Here is a 23,767-nt window from a genome sequence, read left to right as displayed (position 1 = left end):
TGGCGTTCATGCTTGTTCACACGTGACCGACGACACGCACCCCGGCCGGCATGGTCGTACCCTGAGGAGATGGGGGCGTCACACTCTCTACGGAGAGCGGACGGCTCCGCGCTCCGACTCCTCGCCGGTTGCCTGAGCCATGCCCTTCCGCGTCCAGAGGAGATATTCCAAGTCGTTCTCGGCCCCGGCTTTCCGGGACTTTGTCCCACTCCGTACCGAGCGCTGACGGCTGGCCCTGGCTTTGGTCCGTGGCGGCCTTCTTCGTTGTCCGTCGACCCGTGGCCGAAACGAACGAAGGCGAACGCCCGGCGACGGACGCGGCTGTCGCCGACGCGTCGTTTCCTCATTGCATAGGACGCTGGGAGTTTGCATGCGCGATACGCGCGAAATCCAGGCACGATCGCCGCGCGGCACCGGTGGTGGGGCGAGCGAGGCGTGGCGTCTGCGGCTGACCGGCCGATCGGAGACGGCCCAGCGCGAGCTCCTGCTGGACCTGATAGCCGGCCGGGTCGCCGTGCTGACCGAGCGCAGCGGCGACGCGGCCATCCTCGGCCGGGAGTCCTCCTGGCGTGGTCTCGGGGTGTACCGCGGCATCGCCGATCGGCTGCGAGACGAACTGTCCGCTGCGACGGGTCTGCGCCTGCCCGCGACGCTGTTGTTCGACCGGCCCTCCCCCGAGGCCCTCGCCGACCATCTGCGCCGTGAGTTGCTGGGTATCGACGAGCCCGCCGCCGTCCCCGCCGCCGTCCCCGCGGCCGTCCCGCCGGCCACCGCCGTTCCTGCCACCGGCGAGGTCGGCTCGGAGCCGTTCCGGGGCCATGATCCCGTAGTCATCATCGGCATGGCCTGCCGGCTGCCCGGCGGCGTCGACTCACCGCAAGCCCTGTGGGACCTGGTGCGAGAGGGCCGGGATGCCGTCGGCGGCCTGCCCGACGACCGGGGCTGGGACCTCGACGCGCTCTACGATCCTGATCCCGATCAGCCTGGCACCGCCTACACCCGCCATGGCGGGTTCCTGCCCGGCATCGCGCTGTTCGACCCGGGATTCTTCGGTATCGGTCCGCGCGAGGCACATGCCGTGGACCCGCAGCAGCGGCTGATGCTGGAGATCTCCTGGGAGGTGCTGGAGCACGCGGGCATCGACCCACGGTCGCTGCGGGGCAGCCGGACCGGCGTCTTCACCGGGGTGTCGCTGCAGGACTATGGCCCCGCCTGGCATGCGGCGCCCGCCGAAGCCCAGGGACAACTACTCACCGGCAACGCCTCCGGCGTGATCGCCGGCCGCGTCTCCTACACGCTTGGCCTGGAAGGGCCCGCGTTGACCATCGACACCCAGTGTTCCTCGTCCCTGGTGGCGGTGCATCTGGCCGGCCATGCGCTGCGGGCCGGCGAATGCGACCTCGCCTTGGCCGGTGGGGTGACCGTGATGTCGACCCCAGGGATCCTGGTGGAGTTCAGCCGCAAGCGGGGCCTGGCGTCGGACGGGCGCTGCAAGGCGTTCTCCGCCGACGCCGACGGCACCGGCTGGGCCGACGGCGCGGGCGTGCTGCTGCTGGAACGGCTTTCCGACGCCCGCCGTAACGGCCATCACGTCCTCGCGGTCCTGCGTGGCACCGCGATCAACCAGGACGGCGCCAGCAACGGGATGACCGCGCCGAACGGCCTGTCCCAGCAGCGCCTGATCCGCCAGGCGCTGGCCAACGCCGGGCTGCGCGCCGCCGACGTCGACGCGGTGGAGGCGCACGGCACCGGCACGACGCTCGGTGACCCGATCGAGGCCCAGGCCGTCATTGCCACCTACGGCCAGGACCGTGCGGCACGGCGGCCCGTCTACCTCGGGTCCCTGAAGTCGAACATCGGCCACACCCAGGCCGCCGCCGGCGTCGCCGGGATCATCAAGATGGTGCAGGCGATGCGGCACGGCGTCCTGCCGCGGACCCTGCACGTGCGCGAGGCGTCCCCGCACGTGGACTGGTCGGCGGGCGACGTCGCCCTGCTCACTGGAAACGTCCCCTGGCAGCGCCGGGACGGCCGGCCGCGACGGGCGGCGGTGTCGGCGTTCGGGGTAAGCGGCACCAACGCTCACGCCGTGATCGAGGAAGCACCACCCGGGCCGGGAACGGACGCCATGGGTGCGGACCGCGCCGGAGAGAACCCGGCGAGCGCCCCGGTGCCTGTCGTCCTGTCCGGCCGCTGCGACGCGGCGCTACGTTCGGCGGCCGCCCGGCTCGGCGCGCACCTGGAGCGCCATCCCGAGATCTCTCCCCTGGACGCGGGATACACCATGGCGGGTCGCACCCACTTCGAGCACCGTGCCGTCGCCGTCGTCCGCGGATCGGCGGCGTGCGGCAGCGGCACACACCTGACCGGGACCGGGACCCTGACCGGGACCCTGGCTGCTCTGGCCGAGGCCCGTCCCAGCGCCGGGCTGGTCCTGGGCACGGTCCGACCAGCGCTCCGCCGAAGCGGAACCGCCCGGGGGGCAACCGCCTTCCTGTTCACCGGCCAGGGCAGCCAACGCCCCGGGATGGGCCGCGAACTCCATGCGACCTACCCGGTCTTCGCCAACGCCCTCGACGACGTCTGTGCCCACTTTGCGCCGCATCTCGAACACCCACTGCGCGACGTCATGTTCGCCCCCGCCGGTTCCCCGGGCGCGGCGGCGCTCGACCGCACCGAGTACACCCAGCCCGCGCTGTTCGCCTTCGAGACCGCGCTGTTCCGGCTCCTCGAATCCTGGGGTCTCGCCCCGGGGATCCTCGCCGGGCACTCCATCGGCGAGCTCACCGCCGCCCACGTCGCCGGAGTGTGGACCCTCGACGACGCCTGCGCTCTCGTCGCGGCCCGCGGCCGGCTCATGCAGGCCTGCCGCGCCGGCGGAGCCATGACCGCCATCCGCGCCGGCGAGGCGGAGGTCGCCGAGTCCCTCGCCGGACTCGCCGGGCGGGTCGAGATCGCCACCGTCAACGGCCCGAGCGCCACCGTCATCGCCGGCGACGCCGACCTCGTCGAACGCGTCGCCGTCGGCTGGGCCGAGCGCGGCCGCGCCATCAGGCGGCTGACGGTCAGCCACGCCTTTCACTCCCCGCACATGGACGACATGCTCGACCGGTTCCGAGCCGTCGCCGAGAAGATCACCTACTCCCCGCCGGCCATCCCCGTCGTCTCCACCCGGACCGGCGACCTCGACCTCCAGGCCGGGCTCACCACCCCCGACCACTGGGTACGCCACGTCCGCGAACCCGTCCGTTTCCTCGACGCCGCCCGTCGCCTGCACCGCGAAGGCGCCGTCGCCTACCTCGAACTCGGTCCCGACGCCGTCCTGACCGCGCTCCTGCCGGCCTGCCTAGCCGCCGACGCCCAGCGCACCGAGAAGACCCAGCGCACCCAAAGCACCCAAAGCACCCGGGACGCCCAGAACACCCGCGACGCCCGGGACACGGTGGCCGCGGCGGCGTCCCGCGCCGGCCGCCCCGAACCCGACACCCTCCTCACCGCCCTGGCTGAGCTGCACGTCCACGGCGTCGACGTCGACTGGCGCGCCCTGTACCGGGGACGCGGCGCCCGGCACCGGGAGCTGCCCACCTACCCGTTCCAGCGCAGGCGCTACTGGCTCGACGGGACCACCGCTGTCCCCGCGCCCCGTAGCCCGACCGTCGGGACGGCCCGCGCGGCGGACCCGGACGGCTGGTCTTACCGCACCGAGTGGCGGCCCCTGGACTCCGAGGACGTCACCACCGCCGTGACGGCCCAGGCCATCGCCGTGACGGCCCAGGCCACCGCGACGCCACCGCTGTCCGGCGTGTGGCCGGTGCTGACCCCGGCCGCCGCCGTCGACGAGGACATGCTCTCCCGCATCTGCTGGATCATCGAACGCCTCGGCGGCACGGCCGTCACCCTCACCCTCACCGGCGACGACGCCGACCGCGCCCGGGTCGCGGCGCTGCTGTCGAACGCCATACCGCTGCCCGACGCCATACCGCCGTCGGGCGCCATACCGCCGTCGGGCGGCGGCCCCGCCGGGAAGAAGACGGTGCAGGCGGTACGCGGCGTCCTGTCCCTGCTCGCCCTCGACGACACGCCGCACCGCATCCATCCGGCGCTGACCACCGGGCTCGCCCTCACCGTCCCGCTCGTCCAGGCGCTACACGACCTCGACGTGTCCGCACCGCTGTGGTGCGTCACCCGCGGCGCGGTCACCACCGGTCCCGACGACCCCGTCACCACCCCGGACCAGGCCATGATGTGGGGACTCGGCCGCGCCCTCGCCCTGGAGGACCCCGACGCCTGGGGCGGTCTGATCGACATCCCGACCAACCTCGACGATCAGACGCTGGCGTGGTTCGGCTCCGCCCTCACCGCCCCCGGTAGCGAGGACCAGCTCGCCGCCCGTGCCACCGGGCTGTTGGTACCCCGCCTCGTCAGAGCCGACACCGTCGGTGCAGCAGACAACACCGTCGGTGCACCGACCGACACCGTCCCGCCAGCGTGGCGGCCTCACGGCACGGTCCTGATCACCGGTGGCACCGGCGCCCTCGGCGCGCATGCCGCCCGCCGGCTCGCCCGCGACGGTGCGCGCCGGATCGTCCTCGTCAGCCGCCGTGGCCCCGCGGCTGCGGGGGCGGAGGACCTACGCGCCGAACTCGCCGCCCTCGGCGCCGAGGCGACCATCGAGGCCTGCGACGTGGGAGAGCACGAACAGCTCGCCGCCCTGCTGCGGAGACTGGCCAAGGCGGGCCGGCCGGTGTCCGCCGTCGTGCACGCGGCCGGTGTCATGGGGCAGGTGACCGCCCTACACAAACTCGATCTCGGGGAGTTCGCGGAGGTCGTGGCCGGAAAGGTCGCCGGCGCCGCCGGCCTCGACCGGCTACTCGACGGCACCGGCGGGATCACCGGCACCAGCGACACCAGCGGCACCAGGCTGGAGGCCTTCGTCCTGTTCTCGTCGGTGTCGGCGACCTGGGGCAGTGGCGGCCAGGCCGCCTACAGCGCGGGCAACGCCTACCTCGACGCCCTCGCCGCGCGGCGGCACGCGCTTGGTCTCGCCGCCACCTCTGTCGCGTTCGGCCCGTGGGCCGATGCCGGAATGGGCGCCGAGGCCACGTTCCGTGACTACCTGGGCCGCCGTGGCCTGACCCCGCTGCCCCCCGACGCGGCGGTCACCGCGCTCACCCGGGCGGTCGCGGGCGGGCAGGCCGCGCTCACCGTCGCCGACGTCGACTGGGAGCGCTTCCTCCCACCCTTCACCGCCGCCCGCCCCGGGCGTTTCTTCGACGATCTATGGAGCCGGTCCACGACGGCCGGACCCGAGGGGGACGCCGACCCGACCGGCACCGACGCGCCCCCCGCCCGGGTGGACTACGGGACGCTGCCCGGGCCTGCCCGCGCCCGCGCGCTGTTCGACCTCGTGCGGGCGGAGGCCGCGGCCATCCTCGGGTACCCGTCGCCCGACGACGTGGACCCGCAGCGCCGCTTCCTCGAACTCGGCTTCGACTCACTGGCCTCGGTTCAGCTCAGCCGCCGACTGGCCGCCGCCACCGGCCTCACCCTGGCCACGCCCGTCGTCTTCGAGCATCCGACGGTCTGCGAGCTCACCCGCCATCTCGATACCCTTGCCACCCTCGCCACCCAGCGGCACCCGGACATCATGCCCGGCGGACCCCCCGCGCGGGCCGGGACGCAGGTCGCGCCGATCGGCGTGCGCGAGCTGTACCGGCAGGCGTGCACGGACGGCAAGTTCGCCGAGGGCGTCGGTGTCCTGCGGGCCGCCGCCCGGCTCAGGCCCGTCTTCCGCACCGTCGAGGCCTTCGGCGCGCCCGCCGCGCCGGTGAGACTCGCCTCGGGTCCGGCCAGGCCCACCATCGTCTGCCTGCCCTCGATGGTTGCCCCGTCGGGACCGCACAACTTCGCCCGCCTCGCCCTGCACCTGCATGGCCGGCGGGACGTGTACGCGCTGCCGCATCCCGGATTCGGCGACGGGGAGCTGCTTCCGGCCACCGCGGATCTCGTCGTCGACCTGCATGCCGAGACCATCGCCCGGGCGTTCGACGAGATCCCCCTCGTGCTAGCGGGTTACTCCTCGGGTGGCTGGCTGGCACATGCGATCGCGGCCCGGCTGGAGACCCGCGGGATCCACCCCAGGGCGGTGGTGCTGCTCGACACGTGGCTGCCCGGGGACCGCATCCCCGAGGGTGACATCCAGGAGGAGCTTCGCGGCGTCGCCCTCAACGACCAGGCCTTCGCGCTGATGACGGAGGCACAGGTCACCGCGCAGGGCGCCTACCTGGACCTGTTCGAGGGCTGGCGGCCGACCGCCGTCAACGCGCCGGTCGTCCTCGTCCGGGCGATGGAGCGCATGCCCCAGCAGGCGGTCGCCGAGAACCCCGACGGGGAGGGCCAGGCCTGGGTGACCGACTGGGTGATGGAGCACGAAAGGCTCGACGCCGCCGGCAATCACCAGACGATGATGAACGAACACGCCGCCTCCACCGCCGCGGTCCTCCACCAGTGGCTCACAGAACTGGAGCGGCCCACGGAACTGGAGCGGCCCACAGAACTGGAGCGGCGCTGATGCATCGACGCGCACCGCACCTCGGCGGCGGTCTGGGCGGAGCTGAGCGTTGACGGGTTCGGCCATGGGAGCATGACGGAGTGACCCTGCTCCCACTGCCTGCCGGCGAGCACGACGGCCCCGCCGTCCGGGTCGGGGAGGTCGAGTTCACCCGCGCAGAGCTCTTCGCGGCCGCGTCCGTCGTCGCCGGTCGGGTGGCCGGCGCGCCGGCGGTGGCCGTGCACGCCGAGGCGACGATGGCCACCGTCGTCTCGGTCGTCGGCTGCCTGCTCGCCGGGGTGCCGGCGGTACCCGTGCCGCCTGACTCCGGGCCGCGGGAACGCGGTCACATCCTGCGCGACTCGGGCGCCGCCCTGCTGCTCGGCAGGCCCGCCTGGGACAACCTCGCGATCCCCACCGTGCCGGTCGATCTCACCGCACGGTCGGGGTCTGCCGGCTCCGGCTCCGGGTCCGGGTCCGGGGAAACCGGACCGGCGCTCATCCTCTACACCTCCGGGACGACCGGAGCCCCCAAGGGCGTGGTGCTGTCCGCCCCGGCCATCGCCGCCGATCTGGACGCCCTCGCCGACGCCTGGGCCTGGACGCCCGAGGACACGCTCGTGCACGGGCTGCCGCTGTTCCACGTCCACGGCCTGGTCCTGGGTGTGCTCGGGGCGCTGCGGGTCGGCAGCCGGTTGATCCACACCGTCCGCCCGACCCCGACGGCGTACGCGGCGGCCGGGGGGACCCTGTACTTCGGCGTGCCGACCGTGTGGTCCCGGGTCTGCGACGATCCGACCACCGCCCGCGCCCTGGTCTCGGCCCGGCTGCTCGTCTCGGGCAGTGCCCCCCTGCCGAGGCCGGTGATCGACCGGCTCACCGGGCTCACCGGCCTCGCCCCGATCGAACGGTACGGGATGACCGAGACGTTGATCACCATCAGCGCCCGGGCGGACGGGGAGCGCCGGGCGGGCTGGGTCGGTACCACCCTGCCGGGGGTGCGGGCCCGGCTCGTGGACGACGAGACGGGGACCGAGCTGCCCGCGGACGGGGAGAGCATCGGCGAGTTGCAGGTCCGCGGTGCCACCCTGTTCGACGGGTACCTGGGGCGCCCGGAGGTCACCGCCGCGTCGTTCACCGCGGACGGCTGGTTCCGCACCGGTGACGCCGCGGTCGTCGCCCCGGACGGCCACCACCGAATCGTCGGGCGCCGATCCACCGACCTCATCAAGAGCGGCGGTTACCGGGTGGGCGCGGGCGAGGTCGAGGCCGTACTGCTGGCCCACCCGGCCGTGCGCGAGGCCGCCGTCGTCGGGCTGCCGGACGACGACCTCGGGCAGCGCATCGCCGCCTTCGTCGTCGCCCCCGACCTGGCCGGTGCGGCGGGCGGGGCACCAGGCGGGATACCGGGCAGGGCGTCGGACGGGACACCGAGCGAGACGGCAAACGAGACGGCGAGCGAGGCGCTCATCGACTTCGTGGCGCGGGAGCTGTCCATCCACAAGCGGCCCCGGGAGATCCACCTGGTGGCCGAGCTCCCCCGCAACTCGATGGGCAAGATCCGCAAGTCCGCCCTGGCTCCCCCGGAAACGCCCTGAGTGCAGGTCACGGCGTCGAGGAGAGCGGGCTCGAAGCGCTCACCTCACCGGGGCGGGAGGCCCTGCGGTCCCGGCTCGCCCGCGCTCTGGCGGGCTGACCGGCCCGGCGGGGCTGGCGGGGCTGGCGGGACCGGCCGGCAGGCCCGTGGCGAGGCCGCGGTAGAACGCGCTGGTCGCCATCAGCTCCTCGTGCGAGCCCTGCGCGACCACGCGGCCCTCGTTCAGCACGAGGATGAAATCCGCGGCCCGCACCGTGGAGATCCGGTGGGCGATGACCAGCAGTGCCCGCTCGGCGGCGATCCGGCTCATCGCGCGAGTGAGCGCCTGCTCGTTGACGCTGTCCAGCTGGGCCGTGGGCTCGTCCAGGAGCAGCACCGCGGGCTGAGCGAGCAGCGCGCGGGCGATCGCGACCCGCTGCCGTTCCCCGCCGGAGAGCAGCACACCATGATCACCGACCGGAGTCCGGAGCCGCTCGGGCAGCCGGTCGGTGAAGTCCCGCAGCCCCGCCGTGGCCAGGACCGCGGCGATCTGCTCCTCGGTCGCATCCGGCGCCGCATAGGTGATGTTGTCCCGCAGGCTGCCGTGCAGCACCGGGGTGTTCTGCTCGACCAGCCCGACCCACCCCCGGGCGGTCGCGCGGGGCATCGCGCGGACGTCGTGGCCGGCGAACAGAATCATTCCGGCGTCCGGCTCGTAGAAGCGCTCGACAAGCTCCAGGATGGTGGACTTGCCGGCACCGGACGGCCCGACCAGCGCGACGTGCCCGCGAGACGGCACCGTGAACGACACCCCGCGCAGCACTGGCGTCTGCGCGTAGCCGAACCAGACGTCACGGAACTCGATCGACGGCGCCCGCGGGTTCGGCGTCTCCCCTCGTGACGAGAACGAGGACGACACTCGCGACGAGGACAAGGGCGACAATGGTGCCGGCGGGCGCGTCCCGCCGGGGGCCACGACCGCGACGGTGCGCAGCGGACCGCGCACGGACTCGTCGTCGCCTTCCCGGGGCAGCGCGAACACCGCGTTGACCCGCGACAGCGCCCCCATCCCCCGCTGGATGGTCGCCGCCGCCTCGATGAGCTGCGACAACGGCATCACCAGGTAGGTGGCATACAGCAGGAAGGCGACCAGGCTGCCGAGCGAGGCCGAACCGCGCGCCACCAGGACCCCGCCGACCAGGAGCACGACCAGCACACTTCCCTGCACCGCGAGCTGCATCGCGGGGGCGATGATCGAGTCCAGCTTCGCCATCCGGAGGCCGGCCTGGTAGGCGGCCGCGGCGTGGTCGCCGATGCGCGCGGCCTCCCGCCCCTCGGCGCGGTTCGCCCGCACGGTACGGATCGCGGCGAGGGCGCGCTCCAGGTCGGCGGTCATGCCGCCGACGCTGGCCTGCCCACGTTCGGACACCGTCCTGATCCGGGACAGCGCGCCGAGTACCACGACCCCGGCCACCGCCACCACCCCGAGCACGAGCAGGAACAGCCAGGGGTTCAACCAGATCATCAGGGCGACGGCGCCGACGACGCCGATCACGCTGGTGACCAGGGCGGTGAAGCTGTACGCCACCGCCTCCCGCACCACGGTCGTGTCGGTGTTCGCACGAGAGATCAGATCCCCGATCCGCCGCGTGTCGAACACCCGCATGCGCAGCCGCAGCAGGTGGCCGATCAGGCTGGTGCGCAGGCCGAGCAGGACGCCCTGGCCGACGCGCTCGAGCAGGTAGTGCCCGGCGGTGTCGATCACCGCCTGGCCGACGAACAGACCCAGCAGCGCCCCGATGAGCCAGCCGGGAACACCCCCCGCCTGCGCGGCGTCGATCACCCGCATCACGAGCAGCGGTTGGAGCACCCCGACGGCGGTGCCAACCACGGTCAGCGCCGTGGCGATCGCCACCGCCCCGCGACGGCCGCGCAGCAGCGCCCAGAGTTCCGTGACGCCCCGCGACGCAGGCCCCCGGGCAGCTCCCCGGCCCTCCCCCTCAACGACGTACGCCCTCGTCACGAGGCACGCCCCTTCCCCGAAGCCCGCCACTCCCACGGAGCCCGCCACTCCCACGGAGCCCGCCCACGCGACGGAGCCAGCCCACGCGACGCGGCCCGGTTACCGTTCCCGGACCGACGCTGAGCAGCGGCCGCAGGTAGCCTGCCGGCATCGACTCCCCGACGATCACTCCGTCCGCCTCGACCCACGCGTGCGCGGCGAACGGCGCGATGGTGCGCACCCCCACACGCCACGTCGGGAACGTTCCGGTCAACCGGCACAGCAGGGCGGTCGCTATCGAGCGGGGAACACAGCCCCGCGCGCCGCGGCAGGTGAGGCTCACGGCTGTCACCGCCTGCCGGGCGGCGAGCGCGGTGCCATAGTCGGCCGGGCGGGCGCCCGCGCCCACCCCCGTGAGCACCCGGCAGATGCGGGCCGGCGACTGGGTCGCGAGCACCCGCGCGATCCCCACGGCGACCAGCGCGCCGAGCCGACGAGCGAGGGACGGTTTCGCCTCCGGCCGCTCGACCACCATCGGCGCGGTCACCGGGCCCGCGTCCGGGGATCGCAGACCGCCTCGGTCTCGGGTGACCATCGGGACTCGGGCTCGGCCTCGATGAGGCCCACGTCCGCGAGTTGGGCGAGCAGACCCTCCACGTCGCGGCGCGCCGTCTCCGGGTCAACCTCGCTGGTCTCACACAGCCCGCGGACGGCGGCTGCCGTGTCACCGCCGTCGAGCAGGATCCGCAGCACCAGGTCACCCGAGGGGTTGAGGGTCCAGTATCGGCCGTTGTCGATATGGAGGAGCACCGCTCCGTACTGGGTCGGCGCCCGCACCACGTCAGGCCGCAGCGTCACCATGATCACTCACTCCTCCGGTAGCTCAGTCAGGGCCCCGCCGGCTCGCGAGCACCCGCAGCCACGCGTCCGCCGCGAACGTCGGTCGCAGCGCCTGGTGGCGATGACCAGGTACGGACGAAGATCGGCACGCCTGGCGCAGCGCGTCCGACTCGATCAGGCCGAGATCGGCCAACGGGCTGTCATCGCACAGCTTCACCAGGACGTCCTGGCTGGTGCGCAGGCCCTGATCCTCCTCGGCGGCGGTATCCGCCTTGGTCTCGCGGCGCAGGCATTCCTGCGGCACCAGCCGGCGCATGGCCTCCTGCAGTAGCGGTTTGTACTCCCACGGACCGGTGCGCTCTTCGGGCCGCACCGCCAGCACCGCCCGGACCACCCGCTCGTCGAGGAAGGGTGCGGCGAGCGGCGGGCCGACCGGATCGGCGAGCTGGTCGAACAACCGGAACACCGCCGCGCCAGCGCGGATGGCGAAGAGATCGGCGTGGCCGTCCCGGGTCTCGGCCAGCGGCCGGGCGCGCCGGACGGCCTCCGCGAACGCTCCGGCCAGCAAGTCGAGGGCCGTCGGCGTGAGCCAACCCGGGACCACAGGCGGAAAGGCCCAGTCGAGCGAGGCCAGGACGCCCGGGTGGGATCGGCCGGAACCGGCCGGACGGCGCGCGTGGCCGACCGTGGCACGGCGGGCCTGGTCGAGCGCATCGGCCATGTCGGCGAGGCAGTCCCGGTAGCCGCGCGGGCGCATCATTCGCAGGCACGCCATCCACGGCCAGCCCTCCTGCGCTCGGTGTCCGCGCAGGTCGTGCAGCGCCCGCCGGGGCCGGCGGCGCAACAACCGGGGGAGGTAGGCGGGACAGCCGTAGGCGACCTCGTCACCACCGAACCCGGTGAGGTGCACCCGCGGCCCGTACAGCGCGACCCGGTCAAGACCCGCGCGCAGCTTCGCCCGGTCGCCGATGCCGACGAACGGCCGGTCGAGCGGTTCGTCGGCGTCGGCGATGCCGTCGTAAACGAGGGGAAGCCCGGCGGCGGGCAGGATCTCGCGCGTGACGCCAGGGAGCGTGGCCGCGGCCCGCGCGGCGTCGTCGTCACCGGGATCGGGGGCGATCCCGGTGAGCGCGACCACGTCGGCGGGGCCGCGCGCGGCCAGGCAGCACACCGAGGTGGAGCTCAGTCCGCCCGACAGATCACAGCTCACTGTCCCGCCGCCGGCGACCCGCGCCGCCACGGCCTCGGCGAGAGCCGCCCGCAGGGTCGGCGCCCCCTCCGTGCGGGACCGCACCGGTGCCGGTCGACGCCACCACCGCAGGACGGTGGCCTTCTCGTCAGGGCCGACGAGAAGGTAGTGATCCGGGGGCAGCGCGTCGATCGACTCCCAGAGCACCAGGTCATCGAGCGGATGGGGCGGTGACGGGTCGAGCAGCGACAAAGCCAGCGCCGTCCGGTTCAGCGGGGCGCCCGTGAGCCGGGCAAGCACGTCGGCGCGGTCGGCGGCGACCAGGTGGCTGCCCAACCGGGCGGTGAAGACCCGCCGGGTTCCCGTCGGGCTGCCCTGGACGCGACGGTGGCTGTCGATTTCGGCGATCACGTGGTAGTCGCCGGCCACGGCGCGCGCGAGGTCGAGAGCGTGCACGTCACGGGCCGAGAGAAGCAGCCGCAGGAGCTGTCGCGCGTTGGTCGCGGCACACCCGATCAGGGCCAGCCGCGAGCGCCCGGCGACGGCACTGACCATGGCATCGTCCGGCCAGTTGCCGACGATCCACGGCCGCCCGGAGGCATACCGCAGCATGCGACGAGCCCCCGGCGGACGCACGACGGGATCACGGTCGGCCAGCACCAGAAACCAGCAGGACGGAATCGGGACCACCGCCACCCCGGCCGCCGTCACGCAAAACGCCGCCAGGAGTAGTCACGCCCCCAGCCCCAGCGGCCGTTCGTCACTGCGGCGAAGCTGCCGGCATCTTCCAGTCGCGGGGGGAGGTAGATAGCCTTCATCGTCTTCTCCTCAGCGGTTTCCGCGCGCCCTCGCCCCGGTGGCGTGCGCCCCGGTGGCGATACACGGCGGCGCCGCGCGCGTGGCCCGGGCGCCGGCCGGCTGGTCCAGCCCGTATGGTTGAAATTCCCCCGCCGGGTTCACTGGCGGTTCAGCTGACTTCCGGCGCACGACTCGGCCGGCACGGCCGTGGCATCAGGTGACCCACGAGTCCGGATTCAGTACATGCTGATGGGCACGCCGCAGTTCGACACCGGGCTCGATCCCGAGTTCGGTCACCAGCCGCCGGTAGACCGTCTGGTACTCGGCCAGTGCCTCGGCCCGCCGGCCGGTGTGTTCCAACGCAAGGATCAGCTGGGCCCAGAGACGTTCCCGGGTCGGATGTTCGACCGTGAGCGCCCGCAGGGTCGGCAGCACCCGGTCGTACTCGCCGAGGGCCAGGCGGGCGTCGATCAGGTCCTCGCACACCGCCCAGCGAGCCTCCTCCAGCCGGAGGACCTCCGCGCCCGCGATCTCCGCCGGGAGCTCGTCGAAGGCGTCCCCCCGCCACAGCGCGAGGGCGCCTTCGAAAAACCCGGCGGCGCGTTCCGGCGAGCCGGCGCGCACGGCGGCGCGGCCCTGCTCGGCGGCCGATTCGAACCGCTTAGCGTCGATCTCACCGGACGCGACGACCAGGCGGTACTCCCCCGGCCGGCTCTCGATGCGCCCGGGGCCGTTCCCCCCGGCTCCGGACGTGTCCAGGGGCGGCCGGAGGGTGTGCCGCAGCTCCGAGAGATAAGTCTTGATGTTGCCCCCGGCGGAGCGCGGCGGGGCATCCTGCCAGAGCGCGAGCCGCATCCCGTCCACACTCACCCACTGGCCGGCGTGCAGCAGCAGGGTCAGCAGCAGTATGCGCTTCTTGCGCTGGTCGATGCGGACCTGCTCGCCCGAGGATCGCCGCACCTCCAGCGGCCCCAGGACCGCGAACAGGAGACCGGCCCCGGTCACGGAGGATGCGTTCGGACTCGCCTCAGGTAGGTAGTCGTCGAGCATCGTGGCTCTCATCGATCGGGCCCCCGTTTCGGTTTTCCCGTGCGGGCCGGCTGGTCCCGTGCGGGCCGGCTGGTCCCGCCCGGGCCGGTGCCGTCTCCCGACCCGGTGCTCCCGGCCGGGTGCTGGCCCGGTGGCTGAATACCCCCACCTCACCCCGGGTAGTCATCCGGTGCGTGCGGATATCGAGCAGCGCCCTCGGGCGGGTCGGGAACACCGGCCGGCGGCAGCGGAGCCCGGTCGGCGGGCCTCGATCAGAGTCAGATCCCGAGCTTCGCCCGCGTCTGCGGTCCGACGATCCCGTCAACCACCAGACCGTGCTTCAGCTGGAAGTCCTTGACCATGTGGTTGGTCTGGTACCCGAACTTCCCATCCACGCTGATCGGGTAGCCAAGGCTGGCGAGCCTCTTCTGGATCTGGTGGACGTCGAGGCGGAACCCGAGGCCGACGGCCAGCGACGGGTAGCGGGCCGCGGGTGCCACCACGGCCGCACGCACCGGGGCAGCCAGCGAGGAGTAGGAGATGTTCGTGAACCGCACGCCGCGCGAGACGGCCGCCGCCGCCGCCTGTCCCCGGGCCAGGTAGCGGTAGTGCAGGCCGTTGGTGTAGGCGCTCCAGGCGGTGATGCCCTGGCCTTCACAGACCTTCTTCGCCGCCCAGGCGTTGACGGCCGGGTCGTAGAGGTTGCGGTTACCCACCCAGCCGGCGTGGGCCCGCATGTTGATCTGCCACAGGCCGCGCGAGTCCTCGCCGTAGGTGGCGTGGGCGTAGGGGTTGCCGCCGGACTCCGCAAGAGCCACCGCGACCCAGGTGGCCAGCGGAACGCCGCGGCAGCCGGGCAGTCCCGCGTTCGCGGCCGCGCTGGCGATCGTCACATCGGGGACCGTGGTGGCGGCCCTGGCCGGGCTCGCGGTGGCGAACATGCCGGCGCCGGCGCCGATCACACCGACGGCGGCGACAACGGCGCCCCGGGTCCGGGTGGAACGTTTCCGATGCTTTCCCTTGGCCATTTCTTTGACATCTCATTTCGGTGTCGTCGAACACAGACGGGTGATCGAGGGGAGGGATGCCGCTCGAAGGAGGGCGAGCGGAGACGACCGCGCTGGAGAAGGGCAGCACCCAGTGCCGGTCTGCCGGTGCGCCGAGAGGCCGTCCGGGGACGACCGGGGACGACCGATCGACGCGCCCTGGGGATCCCGGGGTCGATGGGCTGAACAGCACGGCAGGCGGCCGTGGTCATTCCGTTCCAGGCCTGGCGGGCCCGGTGGACGGCAGGGGTCAGCCGACCACAGACGACGAGGCCGGGTGGCTTTCAGCCGAGCTGGTGGTATGGCGCGTCAGCGCGATCGGCCGGTACGGGCACCGACCGGATGGCACGTTCTCGCGAAGACGTCAGGGCGAGAACGGCGCCCCGTATGGCGGGGACGCACCGCGGGTCGCGCCGAACGGCGTCACGGTCCAGAAGACCGGAGCCGAGCGTTCCTGAAACACAGGCAACGTCGAGTCCTTCCCGTACGCCTGCGAGGTTAGCTGTCGGGTTCGGGCCGGGAAGCCCGGCCGTTTCCGCGGCGTGCGCGTAACGGCTTAACCCCAAGGGTGGCCCGCAACGAGCCACCCGGAGGAACGTGGTTCCCCCGCTTCTGCCCAAGATCTCTCGGAGGGAGCTGCGGACCGTGGACAGAACTCGGCGTCGGCCCGGAGCTGTTGATACCCCGCAACCGTAGCGAACTACAGACCGTAGTGACAAGTACGAGTTGTGCCGAATCTGGGCGCATGTTGGTCACGATGCGTGCATAACGCTGCGATGCCGCAACTCTCGGACATCAATAGCAGCTACCGGTAGCGACGCAGATCACCCGTCACGACCGGATCTTGGCGATATGGCCGGTCTGTCGAGACGGGGACCGGTGGCCACGAGGTCCGGTAGTCACCGGGACCGCCCGGCCGTCCGGCAACCCAACCCCGGCAACCACGGCAACCACGGCAAGCGGGAAGCCTGGCCCGGGGGTCGGGTGGCGTGCGGACGGGTACGCAAACGCGAACGGCGCAGGCTTCGAGCCTGCGGCTCGAAGCCTGCGCCGTTGAAAAACGGACGATGCGGTACGGGACGGACGACTGACCCGCGGATTCGCGTGATTCGCGCCGGCACCCGCCGAGGAAACACCTGCTGAGCGGTTGGGCCTCCCGCGAAGGCACACCCCGATCGGACCGGCACGCGGGCGCGCCCGGCACCGGGCGAGATCAGTCGACCGACCGGTCCCGCTGCCGTTGCCGTGGGGCCAGCCGCGAGACACGGAGATTCTCGAGGAACAGCAGGATGTGCGCGCCGACCGCACGCCGGCCGGGGCCGGCGAGCACGCCATGCCCCCCGGGCAGCGACGCCAGCCGGGCCCGGCGCGCGGTCCGCGTCATCATGCGCGCCAGCGCAAGCGGGCTGACCTCGTCGCGCTCGGCATGGAGCAACAGGATCGGCAGGTCGGGAAGCGACCGTGGGATCGGTTGTCCCGGATCCTCGCCCGCGATCTTCCGGTACACCAGCGGCAGGTCGAGCAACACGAGGGCATCCGGCCGGACCGCTGGCGAACCGGCGCCGACCAACGCCCGCAGGGCCCCGCTGTCCGAACCCAGCAGGACGAACGGACCATCGGGGGCACGCGCCTCACCAAGGGCGAGGACGGTGTCTCTCCCATGGTCGAGAAACGTCACCTGATAGCCGTCGAGCGCGAGCCGGAAAGCTAGGCCCTCGAAATGTTCGGCGGATTCTCCACGACCGGGAAGAAGGACCACACTGGCTCTTCTCGAGTGGGTGGGATCACCACTGGGCCAGTAACGGGTTCCCGGCCCCCCCACATATCCACGGGGGCGCGGATGAAAGTATGACGACGAAACCATGGACGACACAGCATGCTCCGATCGGAAACCGTCCAGAGATGTACCCGGTACTGACCGGACATCGATACCGAGGCGGCTGGCGTCCACGCAGGCGATGACGATCTACGGACAGACCTATCGAGTGACCGTGAATCAGGAGAACGCCAGGGAGAACACCGAGAGCGAGGGAAATCCGAGGAGGCTAGTAAAGCACGTGAAGCGGCCGGGTCGGACAACCGGACGAGGCCGCTCGCAGGAAGTCAATGTGGCCACGGACGACCAGGGGGGTCATCCGACCCACCGAGGAGAACATGACCATATTTTGCCTATCCGACGGCTACCTGTCAACATGGTCAATATTGTTACTCAGGTGTTTCACCCCATGTCCGCCCGAGGATACGTAACCGTAGCCACCGGTCGTGACCGAGGCCGCGCATCATGTGCCGCGCATCATGTGCCGCGCATCATGTGCCACGCGCCGCCGCACAGCCGGACGCCGGGGCGGAGTCGGGTGACCGCCGGCTGCGCCCCGGCGCCGTCGGGCCGGACGCGGCTCAGGCGGCGGCGCCCACCATCGTGTTGCAGCTCTCCGCGCAGGACCGGCATGCGCCGGCGAGCTTGGCGAGCTGCTGATCCTGCGGCATCCTCTCGCACATCTCAGCGCACATCACGCAGATCCGCGCGCACATCGCGCACATTTCCCCGTGCATCGGCGACATCCGGCACATCATGTCGGCGCAGGTCCTGGTGACGGCCGCGCAGTCCATCATCAGCCGCATGTTCGCCGACTCCATCATGGCGCCCGGCATGTCCATGCAGTAGGAGATCGTCTCCTCGCACAGAGCCGAGCAGGACATACACTCCTCGATGGCCTTCCGCATGTTCTTATTGATCATTTCAGCGTGCTGCATGAGAACCCTCCAGGCATTGGAGACGCGGCACCCCGTACCAGCGAACGGCCCGGACCACCTGACGGCAGCCGGCAGCGGGGCCCCTACGACGATAGCTTTCGGGGGCCGATCCGCATCTCGGTCAATCGCCGTCCCAGAATGGATCCGACGAAATCCCGCGAGCCATACTAAGGGTATTTCTTTTGATATTTCGTGAACATTCCGGAAAACGGGAGAGTCAGCCGGGCGGCGACACCGCGGGCCGCTCGGGAACGATTCTCGGCACCTCTTCCATCACCATGGTGGGGCGGACCAGCTTCCCGGGCAGCCGCGGGTGGGGCAGCACCGCGCGACCGCCAAGGAACACTCCGCTCACAGCGTCCGGCCGCTCGAAGATCGACAGGTCCCCGGGGTCCGCGTCGAGCAGGATCGCGTCGAAGGCGGAGCCGACGGCGATGCGGCCGGCTCCCTCACCCAGTCCGAAGAGCCGGGCTCCGGTCGCGGTCGCGGCGAGCAGCGCCTCGGGTGGGGTGAGCCCGGCATGGCGCAGCCGGCTGATCTCGGCCAGGTTCGCGCCGTGCCGGGTGCGGTGCCGGGCGTCGCTGCCGAGCGCGATCGGCACCCCCGCCGCACGGGCGACCGCGATCGTGCCGGCCAGCGCGGCCTCGGTGGCCTCGGCTCGGTCCGCCGCCCAGCCCGGCAGCACTCCGGTGGCCGCCAGCGCCGCCAGGTCCTGGTAGGGCGACAGGGTGGGGACGAGCGTCACCCCGGCGGCCGCCATGGCGGCCGCCACGGGCTCGGTGAGCCCGATGCCGTGTTCGATGGAACGCGCTCCGGCTGCGACCGCGGCCTCGATCGACCGCTCGCCCAAGGCGTGCATCATCACCGGACGTCCGTACCGCCGGGCCTCCGCGACGGCGGCCGCAAGCTCCACCGGGCTGAACTGCGGCTCGGGCTGCCCCGGCCGGGCGGACATCACCCCGCCGCTCGCGTAGATCATGATCCAGTCCGCACCCGCCCGCAGAATGCCCCGCACCGAGGCCGGCAGGCTGCCCGCCTCGGTAACGGTATGCGGGGGCCGGCCGGGATAGTCCGGCATGAGAAGATCTTCGGCCGACTCCAGCCCGGGACCGATGATCGCCCCGTCACCGTGCCGCCCGGACCGGCTCAGCCCGACGACGGACACGGCAAGCCGAGGTCCGGGCACGGTGCCCGCGCTGACCGCGTCCCGGATGCCGGCGTCGGCGCCGCCGGCGTCCCGCAGGTGTGTGACACCGGCCGCCAACGACGCCCGCAACGCGGCGGCGGTCTGCAGGACCCGGGTGGACAGCGACGCCGTCGCCAGCTCGAACGGATCATAGGTGGACTGCGTGACGTGGGCGTGGCAGTCGACGACCCCTGGCATCAGCCACAGGTCGTGGGCGTCAACGTCGACGGCGTCCCGGTCAAGACCGAGTCGCGTGCCGACCGCATGGATGATCCCGCCGCCGACGGCGACGTCGGTCGGCTCACCGAAGCGCCCGGTCCTGTCGAGGACGTGCACCCCCCGCAGGACGAAGGCCTCGGCCGCCTCTGATCGTCCGGGCACCGTCGACCGCCCGGACTCGGGACGCCCGGACTCGGACTGTTCCGTCGCGGTGGATCGCCCGTGCGCCGGAGGCTGCTCCGGAGTCAGGGATTGTTCCGATGATGCCGGGGGATCGGTCATGACCAGCGCCGTTCCTGCCGTTGACGACGACCTCCAACGCCTCGTTCCGGCCGGATCGAGCACCGACCGACAAACGCGCGGAGGCGGATGTCAGATCGAAGGTCGAGGCCGGGGTGCGGGAGGTCCGGATGTTCCGGAGGTCATCCGGATGTCAACGGGGACAGGCCGCCGTGTTGACGCGGCAGGTGTCGATGTGACGGCGATGAGTGAGTTCGACCGCGCGGCCACCCGGCCGAGGCCACAGCGTTACCGTGATCCCGCACCGGTCGTCCGACACGACGTCTCCTTCACTCGGCCCCGGATTCACTCGGCCCCGGATGACCGCGCTCAATATCATCTATCATACTCCCCCGTAATCACCGGTCCCGGATGACGCAAAGGGTCGAGGGACGAGCCGGCCAGGTCCGCTCACTGGCAAGCAACTCGTAGGAACGGACGCGATCCGCGTGCTAGCAGGCGATCGCGATGATCATCTTCTCGTCCACGCTCGATCGGCGGGCCCACACCTCGATGTCGGCCCGCTCGGCCGCCGGCACCGGCGGGTGCGGCCTCCGACGACGGCGCGGTCGGGACGAGAGATCGAGCCCGGGCAACGGCACACGATCGGCCTGCGGCGTTGACGGCAGGTTGACCGCCGTGGTGAGATCATTCGGTGTTCAGTCCGGCCGTTCTCGTTACGCGTGGCCACGTCGACTTCTCCCTGGTGAGTTCCGCCATCTGTACCGCGCGCTGAGCCGCGCGGCGGACGCGCTCGTCCGGCGCGCCCTCAGCGCGTTCCCGAGATCCACCGCTTCGGTCCGCTCCCTCGGCCTGGCCGGCCGTCGAGCCGGCGCGGCCGGAGGCCGGCGCGGCCAGCACCCCGCTCTCCTCACCTCGGCGCCCGCCGACTCGGAGGGCATGTCCGCATGCGGTTCGACATCCGACGGCGTCGACGAGCCCGACGCGGCACCCGGACCCCGAGCACCGGCCCTGGTGAAATGACCGTGCCGGCCAGCCAGTGCCGGCACGGATGTAGGGATGTACCGGCGCGGATCCACCGGCGCAACTCCACCCGCGCAGCTCCACCGGCGCAACTCCACCCGCGCAGCTCCACCCGCGCACGTATGTCCCCGTGCGGCCGGCACCTTCTCCCGCAACATCGTCTTGTTCCATATCTTGTTCTGTGAAACGAGGAATCCTTCCATGTCCCGTCGCCTTTTCACCTCCGAGTCGGTCACCGAAGGCCATCCGGACAAACTCGCCGACCAGATCAGCGACGCCCTGCTCGACGCGTTCCTGGCTGGCGACCCCACCTCCCGGGTCGCGGTGGAAACACTGCTGACCACCGGGCACGTGCACGTGGCCGGCGAGGTCACCAGCTCCGCGCACGTCGACGTGACCGCCGTCGTGCGGCGCACCCTCACCGACATCGGTTACGACGCCGCCACCGGCTTCGACGGCGCGACCGTCGGCGTGCTGGTCTCGATCGGTGCCCAGTCCCCGGACATCGCCCAGGGCGTCGACAAGGCCTATGAGGCACGGGTCGAGGGCGGCGAGGACACGCTGGCCCAGCAGGGCGCCGGCGACCAGGGGATCATGTTCGGCTACGCCACCGACGAGACCCCCGACCTGCTCCCGCTGCCGATCACACTGGCCCACCGCCTCGCCCAGCGGTTGTCGAAGGTGCGTCACGACGGCCTGCTGCCCTACCTGCGGCCGGACGGCAAGACCCAGGTGACCATCGAATACGACGGGGACCGCCCGGTCCGGTTGGACACGGTGGTCGTGTCCGCGCATCACGCCGCCGACGTCGACCTGGCCACCCGCCTGGTTCCGGACATCCGCGACCAGGTCATCGCCCCCGAGCTCAAGCGGTTGGCCGAGGAAAACCTGGGCCTGGAGGTAGACGGCTACCGGCTGCTCGTGAACCCGACCGGCCGGTTCGAGATCGGCGGCCCGATCGGCGACGCGGGCCTGACCGGCCGCAAGATCATCATTGACACCTACGGCGGCTACGCCCGCCATGGCGGCGGTGCTTTCTCCGGCAAGGACCCGTCCAAAGTCGACCGTTCGGCCGCCTACGCGCTGCGCTGGGTCGCCAAGAACGTCGTCGCGGCCGGCCTCGCCCGGCGGGCGGAGCTGCAGGTCGCCTACGCCATCGGCAAGGCCGAGCCGGTGGGCCTGTTCGTCGAGACCTTCGGCACCGAGACCGTGCCGGTGCCGGAAATCGCGCGGGCCGTCTCGGAGGTCTTCGACCTGCGCCCGGCCGCCATCATCCGGGACCTTGACCTGCTACGGCCGATCTATGGGCAGACTGCCTCCTACGGCCACTTCGGTCGGACGCTGCCCGACTTCACCTGGGAGCGCACGGACCGCGCCGACGCGCTGCGCGCCGCCGTCGGCCGCTGACACCGGCAGCCGCTGACACCGGCAGCCGCTGACACCGGCAGCCGCTGACACCGCGCCCCCGGTCTTGCCTGACGACGACCCCGGTCCGCGCGGCTACGGGAGGCGCCACCCCCGAGAGGCGGTCAGAGTGGACCGCATGACCACTTCGGACCGGTCCGGGCGACGCGCACCGTCCGGAACACGGCCGCCTCCCGGAACACGCCCCGTCCCCCGGGCGCACCCCGCGACTGAATCAGGGTCCGGGGTGTCCCGGCCCGGGGAACGGCCCCGGGACGCGCTTGGCCGCCCCCTTCCCCACGGCGAGACCGGCGTGCCGCCGCTCGCCTCCTCGGCCCCGCTACCGCCGGCCGCGGCGCTCGCCGAGGCCCAGCGACTCCTCGACGCGGGACTTCCCTTCCAGGCACACGAGGTACTCGAAGCCGTCTGGAAGAGTCCGGAGACCGACCCCGGCGAGCGCGGGCTGTGGCGTGGGCTGGCACAGCTCGCCGTCGGCGTCACCCATCTGGCCCGCGGCAACGTCAAGGGCGGCGTGGCCGTGCTGCGGCGCGGCGCGGCGAACCTCATCCCCTACGCGGACCGGCCTCCGCACGGCGTAGCCGTTCCCGGTCTGCTCGCCTGGGTGGACCTGCGGATCGCCGACATCGGCCGGGCCCATCCCGGGCTGCCGTGCATCACCGCCCGGACCGCCCCGGCCGACGGCGGGCCCCGCCTCGTCGGTTAACCCCACCGCGCCACCCGCGGCGCGCCCCTGCCCGTTCTGCCCCGCCGCGGCGGGGCAGAACGGTGGCATTCATCCTAGAACGACGGTACGATCATCCTTCAGCTGGAGCGAGCAGTCCGGAGGATTTCACAGGTGGGAATCGGGTGGACCAGGGCGACTTCTTCATCAGCTACTGCCAGCGCGACCGGGACTGGGCCGAATGGATCGCCTGGCAGCTGCAGGAGGTCGGTTATCGCGTGTTTCTCCAGGCCTGGCATATCGGCCCCGGCCGCAACTGGGTCAGGGACATGGGTCAGGGGATGGAGAACTGCCGGCACACGATCGCGGTGCTCTCGCCCGAGTATCTGAATTCCCCGTACTGCCGGGCAGAATGGCAGGCGGCGTTCGAATACGATCCCGAGGGCAACCTCCGTAAGCTCATCCCGGTGCGGATAGCGGAATGCACCCCTACCGGGATGCTCCGGCAGGTGGTCCACTTCGACCTCATCGGCATCGACGACGAGGACGCCGCCCGGGAGGAGCTGCTGCGCAACGTCCGCTCGGCCTGGGAAAAAGAAGGTGGTCTCGCGCCCAAGAAGCGGCCGGGCTTCCCCCCGGCCCAGGGCACCCGGACCGAGCCACCGGAGCCCGACCCCGCCGGTACACCTGGCACCCCCGCCGCCGTCACCCCGGACACCGGCCTCACCCTGCCGTTGCCGCCCACGCAACGCCCGATCACCTCACGGCCCACGTTCCCGCCGGAGGTGGCGGGATGGCGCCGGGCGGCCCGCGCCCTCCGTACCGCACTCACGCGGGGGTGGGTCGTGCTTCCGACGCTCGCCGCGGCCATCGTCATCGGAATCGCTTTCCAGGTGGCGGACGGCGGCCCCGGCGGAGTGCTGGTCGGCTCACTCGTCGCCGCGCTCGCCGCGGCCGCCCCGGCCTTCATGCTGTTCCCTCCGACGGACCGTACCGCGACGCTGGTGGTCGGTGGGGCCTGCGTGGTGGGCGCGCTCGGGGGGGCGGAAATCGCCCACGGCCGAGCGTGGGCGGCCATGGCCGAGGTGCTGGGCGCAGCGGCGTTTTCGGCCGTCTTCACCATCGCCATGCGCCCACCCCGCCCAGCGCCACCGGCCGATCCGGCGGACCCGGACCCGGCTGCAGTCACGGAGCCGGGCGTTCGGAACAAATCGGTCGTTACCCCGTAG

General features: G+C 72.3%; 15 protein-coding genes and 1 riboswitch. Of the genes, 5 read left to right on the top strand and 10 right to left on the bottom strand.

Annotated features, from left to right (window positions below; all coding sequences use genetic code 11):
• Nucleotides 1–370: 370 nt before the first annotated feature.
• Together BMG523DRAFT_RS01740 and BMG523DRAFT_RS01735 are read left to right on the top strand one after the other, a co-directional pair.
• Complete coding sequence (locus BMG523DRAFT_RS01740) at nucleotides 371–6,571, top strand: type I polyketide synthase (RefSeq protein ID WP_043590186.1); 6,201 nt, start codon at nucleotides 371–373, stop codon at nucleotides 6,569–6,571.
• 80 nt (nucleotides 6,572–6,651) lie between these two features.
• Entirely contained in the window at nucleotides 6,652–8,148 is a 1,497-nt protein-coding gene (locus tag BMG523DRAFT_RS01735; RefSeq protein ID WP_011437367.1) for an acyl-CoA synthetase, read from the top strand.
• Between the two features lie 39 nt (nucleotides 8,149–8,187).
• On the opposite strand, the gene BMG523DRAFT_RS01730 is transcribed toward BMG523DRAFT_RS01735, so the two are convergent.
• The 10 genes from BMG523DRAFT_RS01730 to BMG523DRAFT_RS01685 all read right to left on the bottom strand — a co-directional run bounded on the left by BMG523DRAFT_RS01730 (nucleotide 8,188) and on the right by BMG523DRAFT_RS01685 (nucleotide 19,351).
• Nucleotides 8,188–10,041 (bottom strand): ABC transporter ATP-binding protein, encoded by a 1,854-nt coding sequence (locus BMG523DRAFT_RS01730; RefSeq protein ID WP_232235054.1) that lies wholly within the window; start codon nucleotides 10,039–10,041, stop codon nucleotides 8,188–8,190.
• Between the two features lie 85 nt (nucleotides 10,042–10,126).
• Complete coding sequence (locus BMG523DRAFT_RS01725; protein WP_313950025.1) at nucleotides 10,127–10,675, bottom strand: lasso peptide biosynthesis B2 protein; 549 nt, start codon at nucleotides 10,673–10,675, stop codon at nucleotides 10,127–10,129.
• Nucleotides 10,672–10,989, bottom strand: coding sequence for a lasso peptide biosynthesis PqqD family chaperone (locus BMG523DRAFT_RS01720; RefSeq protein WP_035911061.1), 318 nt, complete (start codon nucleotides 10,987–10,989; stop codon nucleotides 10,672–10,674). The genes BMG523DRAFT_RS01725 and BMG523DRAFT_RS01720 overlap by 4 nt, the downstream gene beginning before the upstream one ends.
• A gap of 22 nt (nucleotides 10,990–11,011) precedes the next feature.
• Complete coding sequence (locus BMG523DRAFT_RS01715; RefSeq protein WP_235462805.1) at nucleotides 11,012–12,853, bottom strand: asparagine synthase-related protein; 1,842 nt, start codon at nucleotides 12,851–12,853, stop codon at nucleotides 11,012–11,014.
• A gap of 11 nt (nucleotides 12,854–12,864) precedes the next feature.
• Entirely contained in the window at nucleotides 12,865–12,975 is a 111-nt protein-coding gene (locus tag BMG523DRAFT_RS26125; protein ID WP_023840805.1) for a lasso RiPP family leader peptide-containing protein, read from the bottom strand.
• A 193-nt stretch (nucleotides 12,976–13,168) separates the two neighbouring features.
• Nucleotides 13,169–14,005 carry an AfsR/SARP family transcriptional regulator gene (locus BMG523DRAFT_RS01710; RefSeq protein ID WP_023840804.1) on the bottom strand — a complete coding sequence of 279 codons (837 nt, stop codon included), beginning with the start codon at nucleotides 14,003–14,005 and terminating at the stop codon, nucleotides 13,169–13,171.
• A gap of 257 nt (nucleotides 14,006–14,262) precedes the next feature.
• The gene (locus tag BMG523DRAFT_RS01705; RefSeq protein WP_011437373.1) at nucleotides 14,263–15,012 is read right to left on the bottom strand and encodes a peptidoglycan-binding protein; all 750 of its coding nucleotides are present in this window, start codon (nucleotides 15,010–15,012) and stop codon (nucleotides 14,263–14,265) included.
• Between the two features lie 491 nt (nucleotides 15,013–15,503).
• Nucleotides 15,504–15,702, bottom strand: a riboswitch (cyclic di-AMP (ydaO/yuaA leader).
• Nucleotides 15,703–16,243: 541 nt separating this feature from the next.
• Nucleotides 16,244–16,789 (bottom strand): alpha/beta hydrolase, encoded by a 546-nt coding sequence (locus tag BMG523DRAFT_RS01695; RefSeq protein WP_347272493.1) that lies wholly within the window; start codon nucleotides 16,787–16,789, stop codon nucleotides 16,244–16,246.
• A gap of 638 nt (nucleotides 16,790–17,427) precedes the next feature.
• Entirely contained in the window at nucleotides 17,428–17,784 is a 357-nt protein-coding gene (locus BMG523DRAFT_RS01690; RefSeq protein ID WP_011437376.1) for a four-helix bundle copper-binding protein, read from the bottom strand.
• A gap of 217 nt (nucleotides 17,785–18,001) precedes the next feature.
• A complete protein-coding gene (locus tag BMG523DRAFT_RS01685; protein ID WP_235462803.1) occupies nucleotides 18,002–19,351 on the bottom strand; it encodes an amidohydrolase family protein in 1,350 nt (449 codons plus the stop codon).
• A 1,302-nt stretch (nucleotides 19,352–20,653) separates the two neighbouring features.
• Here BMG523DRAFT_RS01685 and metK point away from each other — a divergent pair.
• From metK to BMG523DRAFT_RS01665, 3 genes are all read left to right on the top strand, one after another.
• Nucleotides 20,654–21,859, top strand: coding sequence for a methionine adenosyltransferase (metK, locus tag BMG523DRAFT_RS01675; protein ID WP_011437378.1), 1,206 nt, complete (start codon nucleotides 20,654–20,656; stop codon nucleotides 21,857–21,859).
• A 244-nt stretch (nucleotides 21,860–22,103) separates the two neighbouring features.
• Nucleotides 22,104–22,580 carry a DUF309 domain-containing protein gene (locus tag BMG523DRAFT_RS01670; protein ID WP_011437379.1) on the top strand — a complete coding sequence of 159 codons (477 nt, stop codon included), beginning with the start codon at nucleotides 22,104–22,106 and terminating at the stop codon, nucleotides 22,578–22,580.
• 143 nt (nucleotides 22,581–22,723) lie between these two features.
• On the top strand, nucleotides 22,724–23,767 hold the full coding sequence (locus BMG523DRAFT_RS01665; RefSeq protein ID WP_023840801.1) for a toll/interleukin-1 receptor domain-containing protein: 1,044 nt from the start codon (nucleotides 22,724–22,726) through the stop codon (nucleotides 23,765–23,767).

It is taken from the genome of Frankia sp. BMG5.23, from assembly GCF_000685765.2.
In the GTDB taxonomy this organism is placed as follows: Bacteria; Actinomycetota; Actinomycetes; order Frankiales; family Frankiaceae; genus Frankia; species Frankia casuarinae.
The sequence above is the reverse complement of the archived record's forward strand: the minus strand, read 5'-3'. Positions and strand labels throughout refer to the sequence as shown.

Coding starts and splice junctions, on each gene's coding strand:
- metK (WP_011437378.1), top strand. CDS start 20,654: ATGTCCCGTCGCCTTTTCACCTCCGAGTCGGTCACCGAAGGCCATCCG.
- BMG523DRAFT_RS01720 (WP_035911061.1), bottom strand. CDS start 10,989: ATGGTGACGCTGCGGCCTGACGTGGTGCGGGCGCCGACCCAGTACGGA.
- BMG523DRAFT_RS01705 (WP_011437373.1), bottom strand. CDS start 15,012: ATGGCCAAGGGAAAGCATCGGAAACGTTCCACCCGGACCCGGGGCGCC.
- BMG523DRAFT_RS01740 (WP_043590186.1), top strand. CDS start 371: ATGCGCGATACGCGCGAAATCCAGGCACGATCGCCGCGCGGCACCGGT.
- BMG523DRAFT_RS26125 (WP_023840805.1), bottom strand. CDS start 12,975: ATGAAGGCTATCTACCTCCCCCCGCGACTGGAAGATGCCGGCAGCTTC.
- BMG523DRAFT_RS01710 (WP_023840804.1), bottom strand. CDS start 14,005: ATGCTCGACGACTACCTACCTGAGGCGAGTCCGAACGCATCCTCCGTG.
- BMG523DRAFT_RS01690 (WP_011437376.1), bottom strand. CDS start 17,784: ATGCAGCACGCTGAAATGATCAATAAGAACATGCGGAAGGCCATCGAG.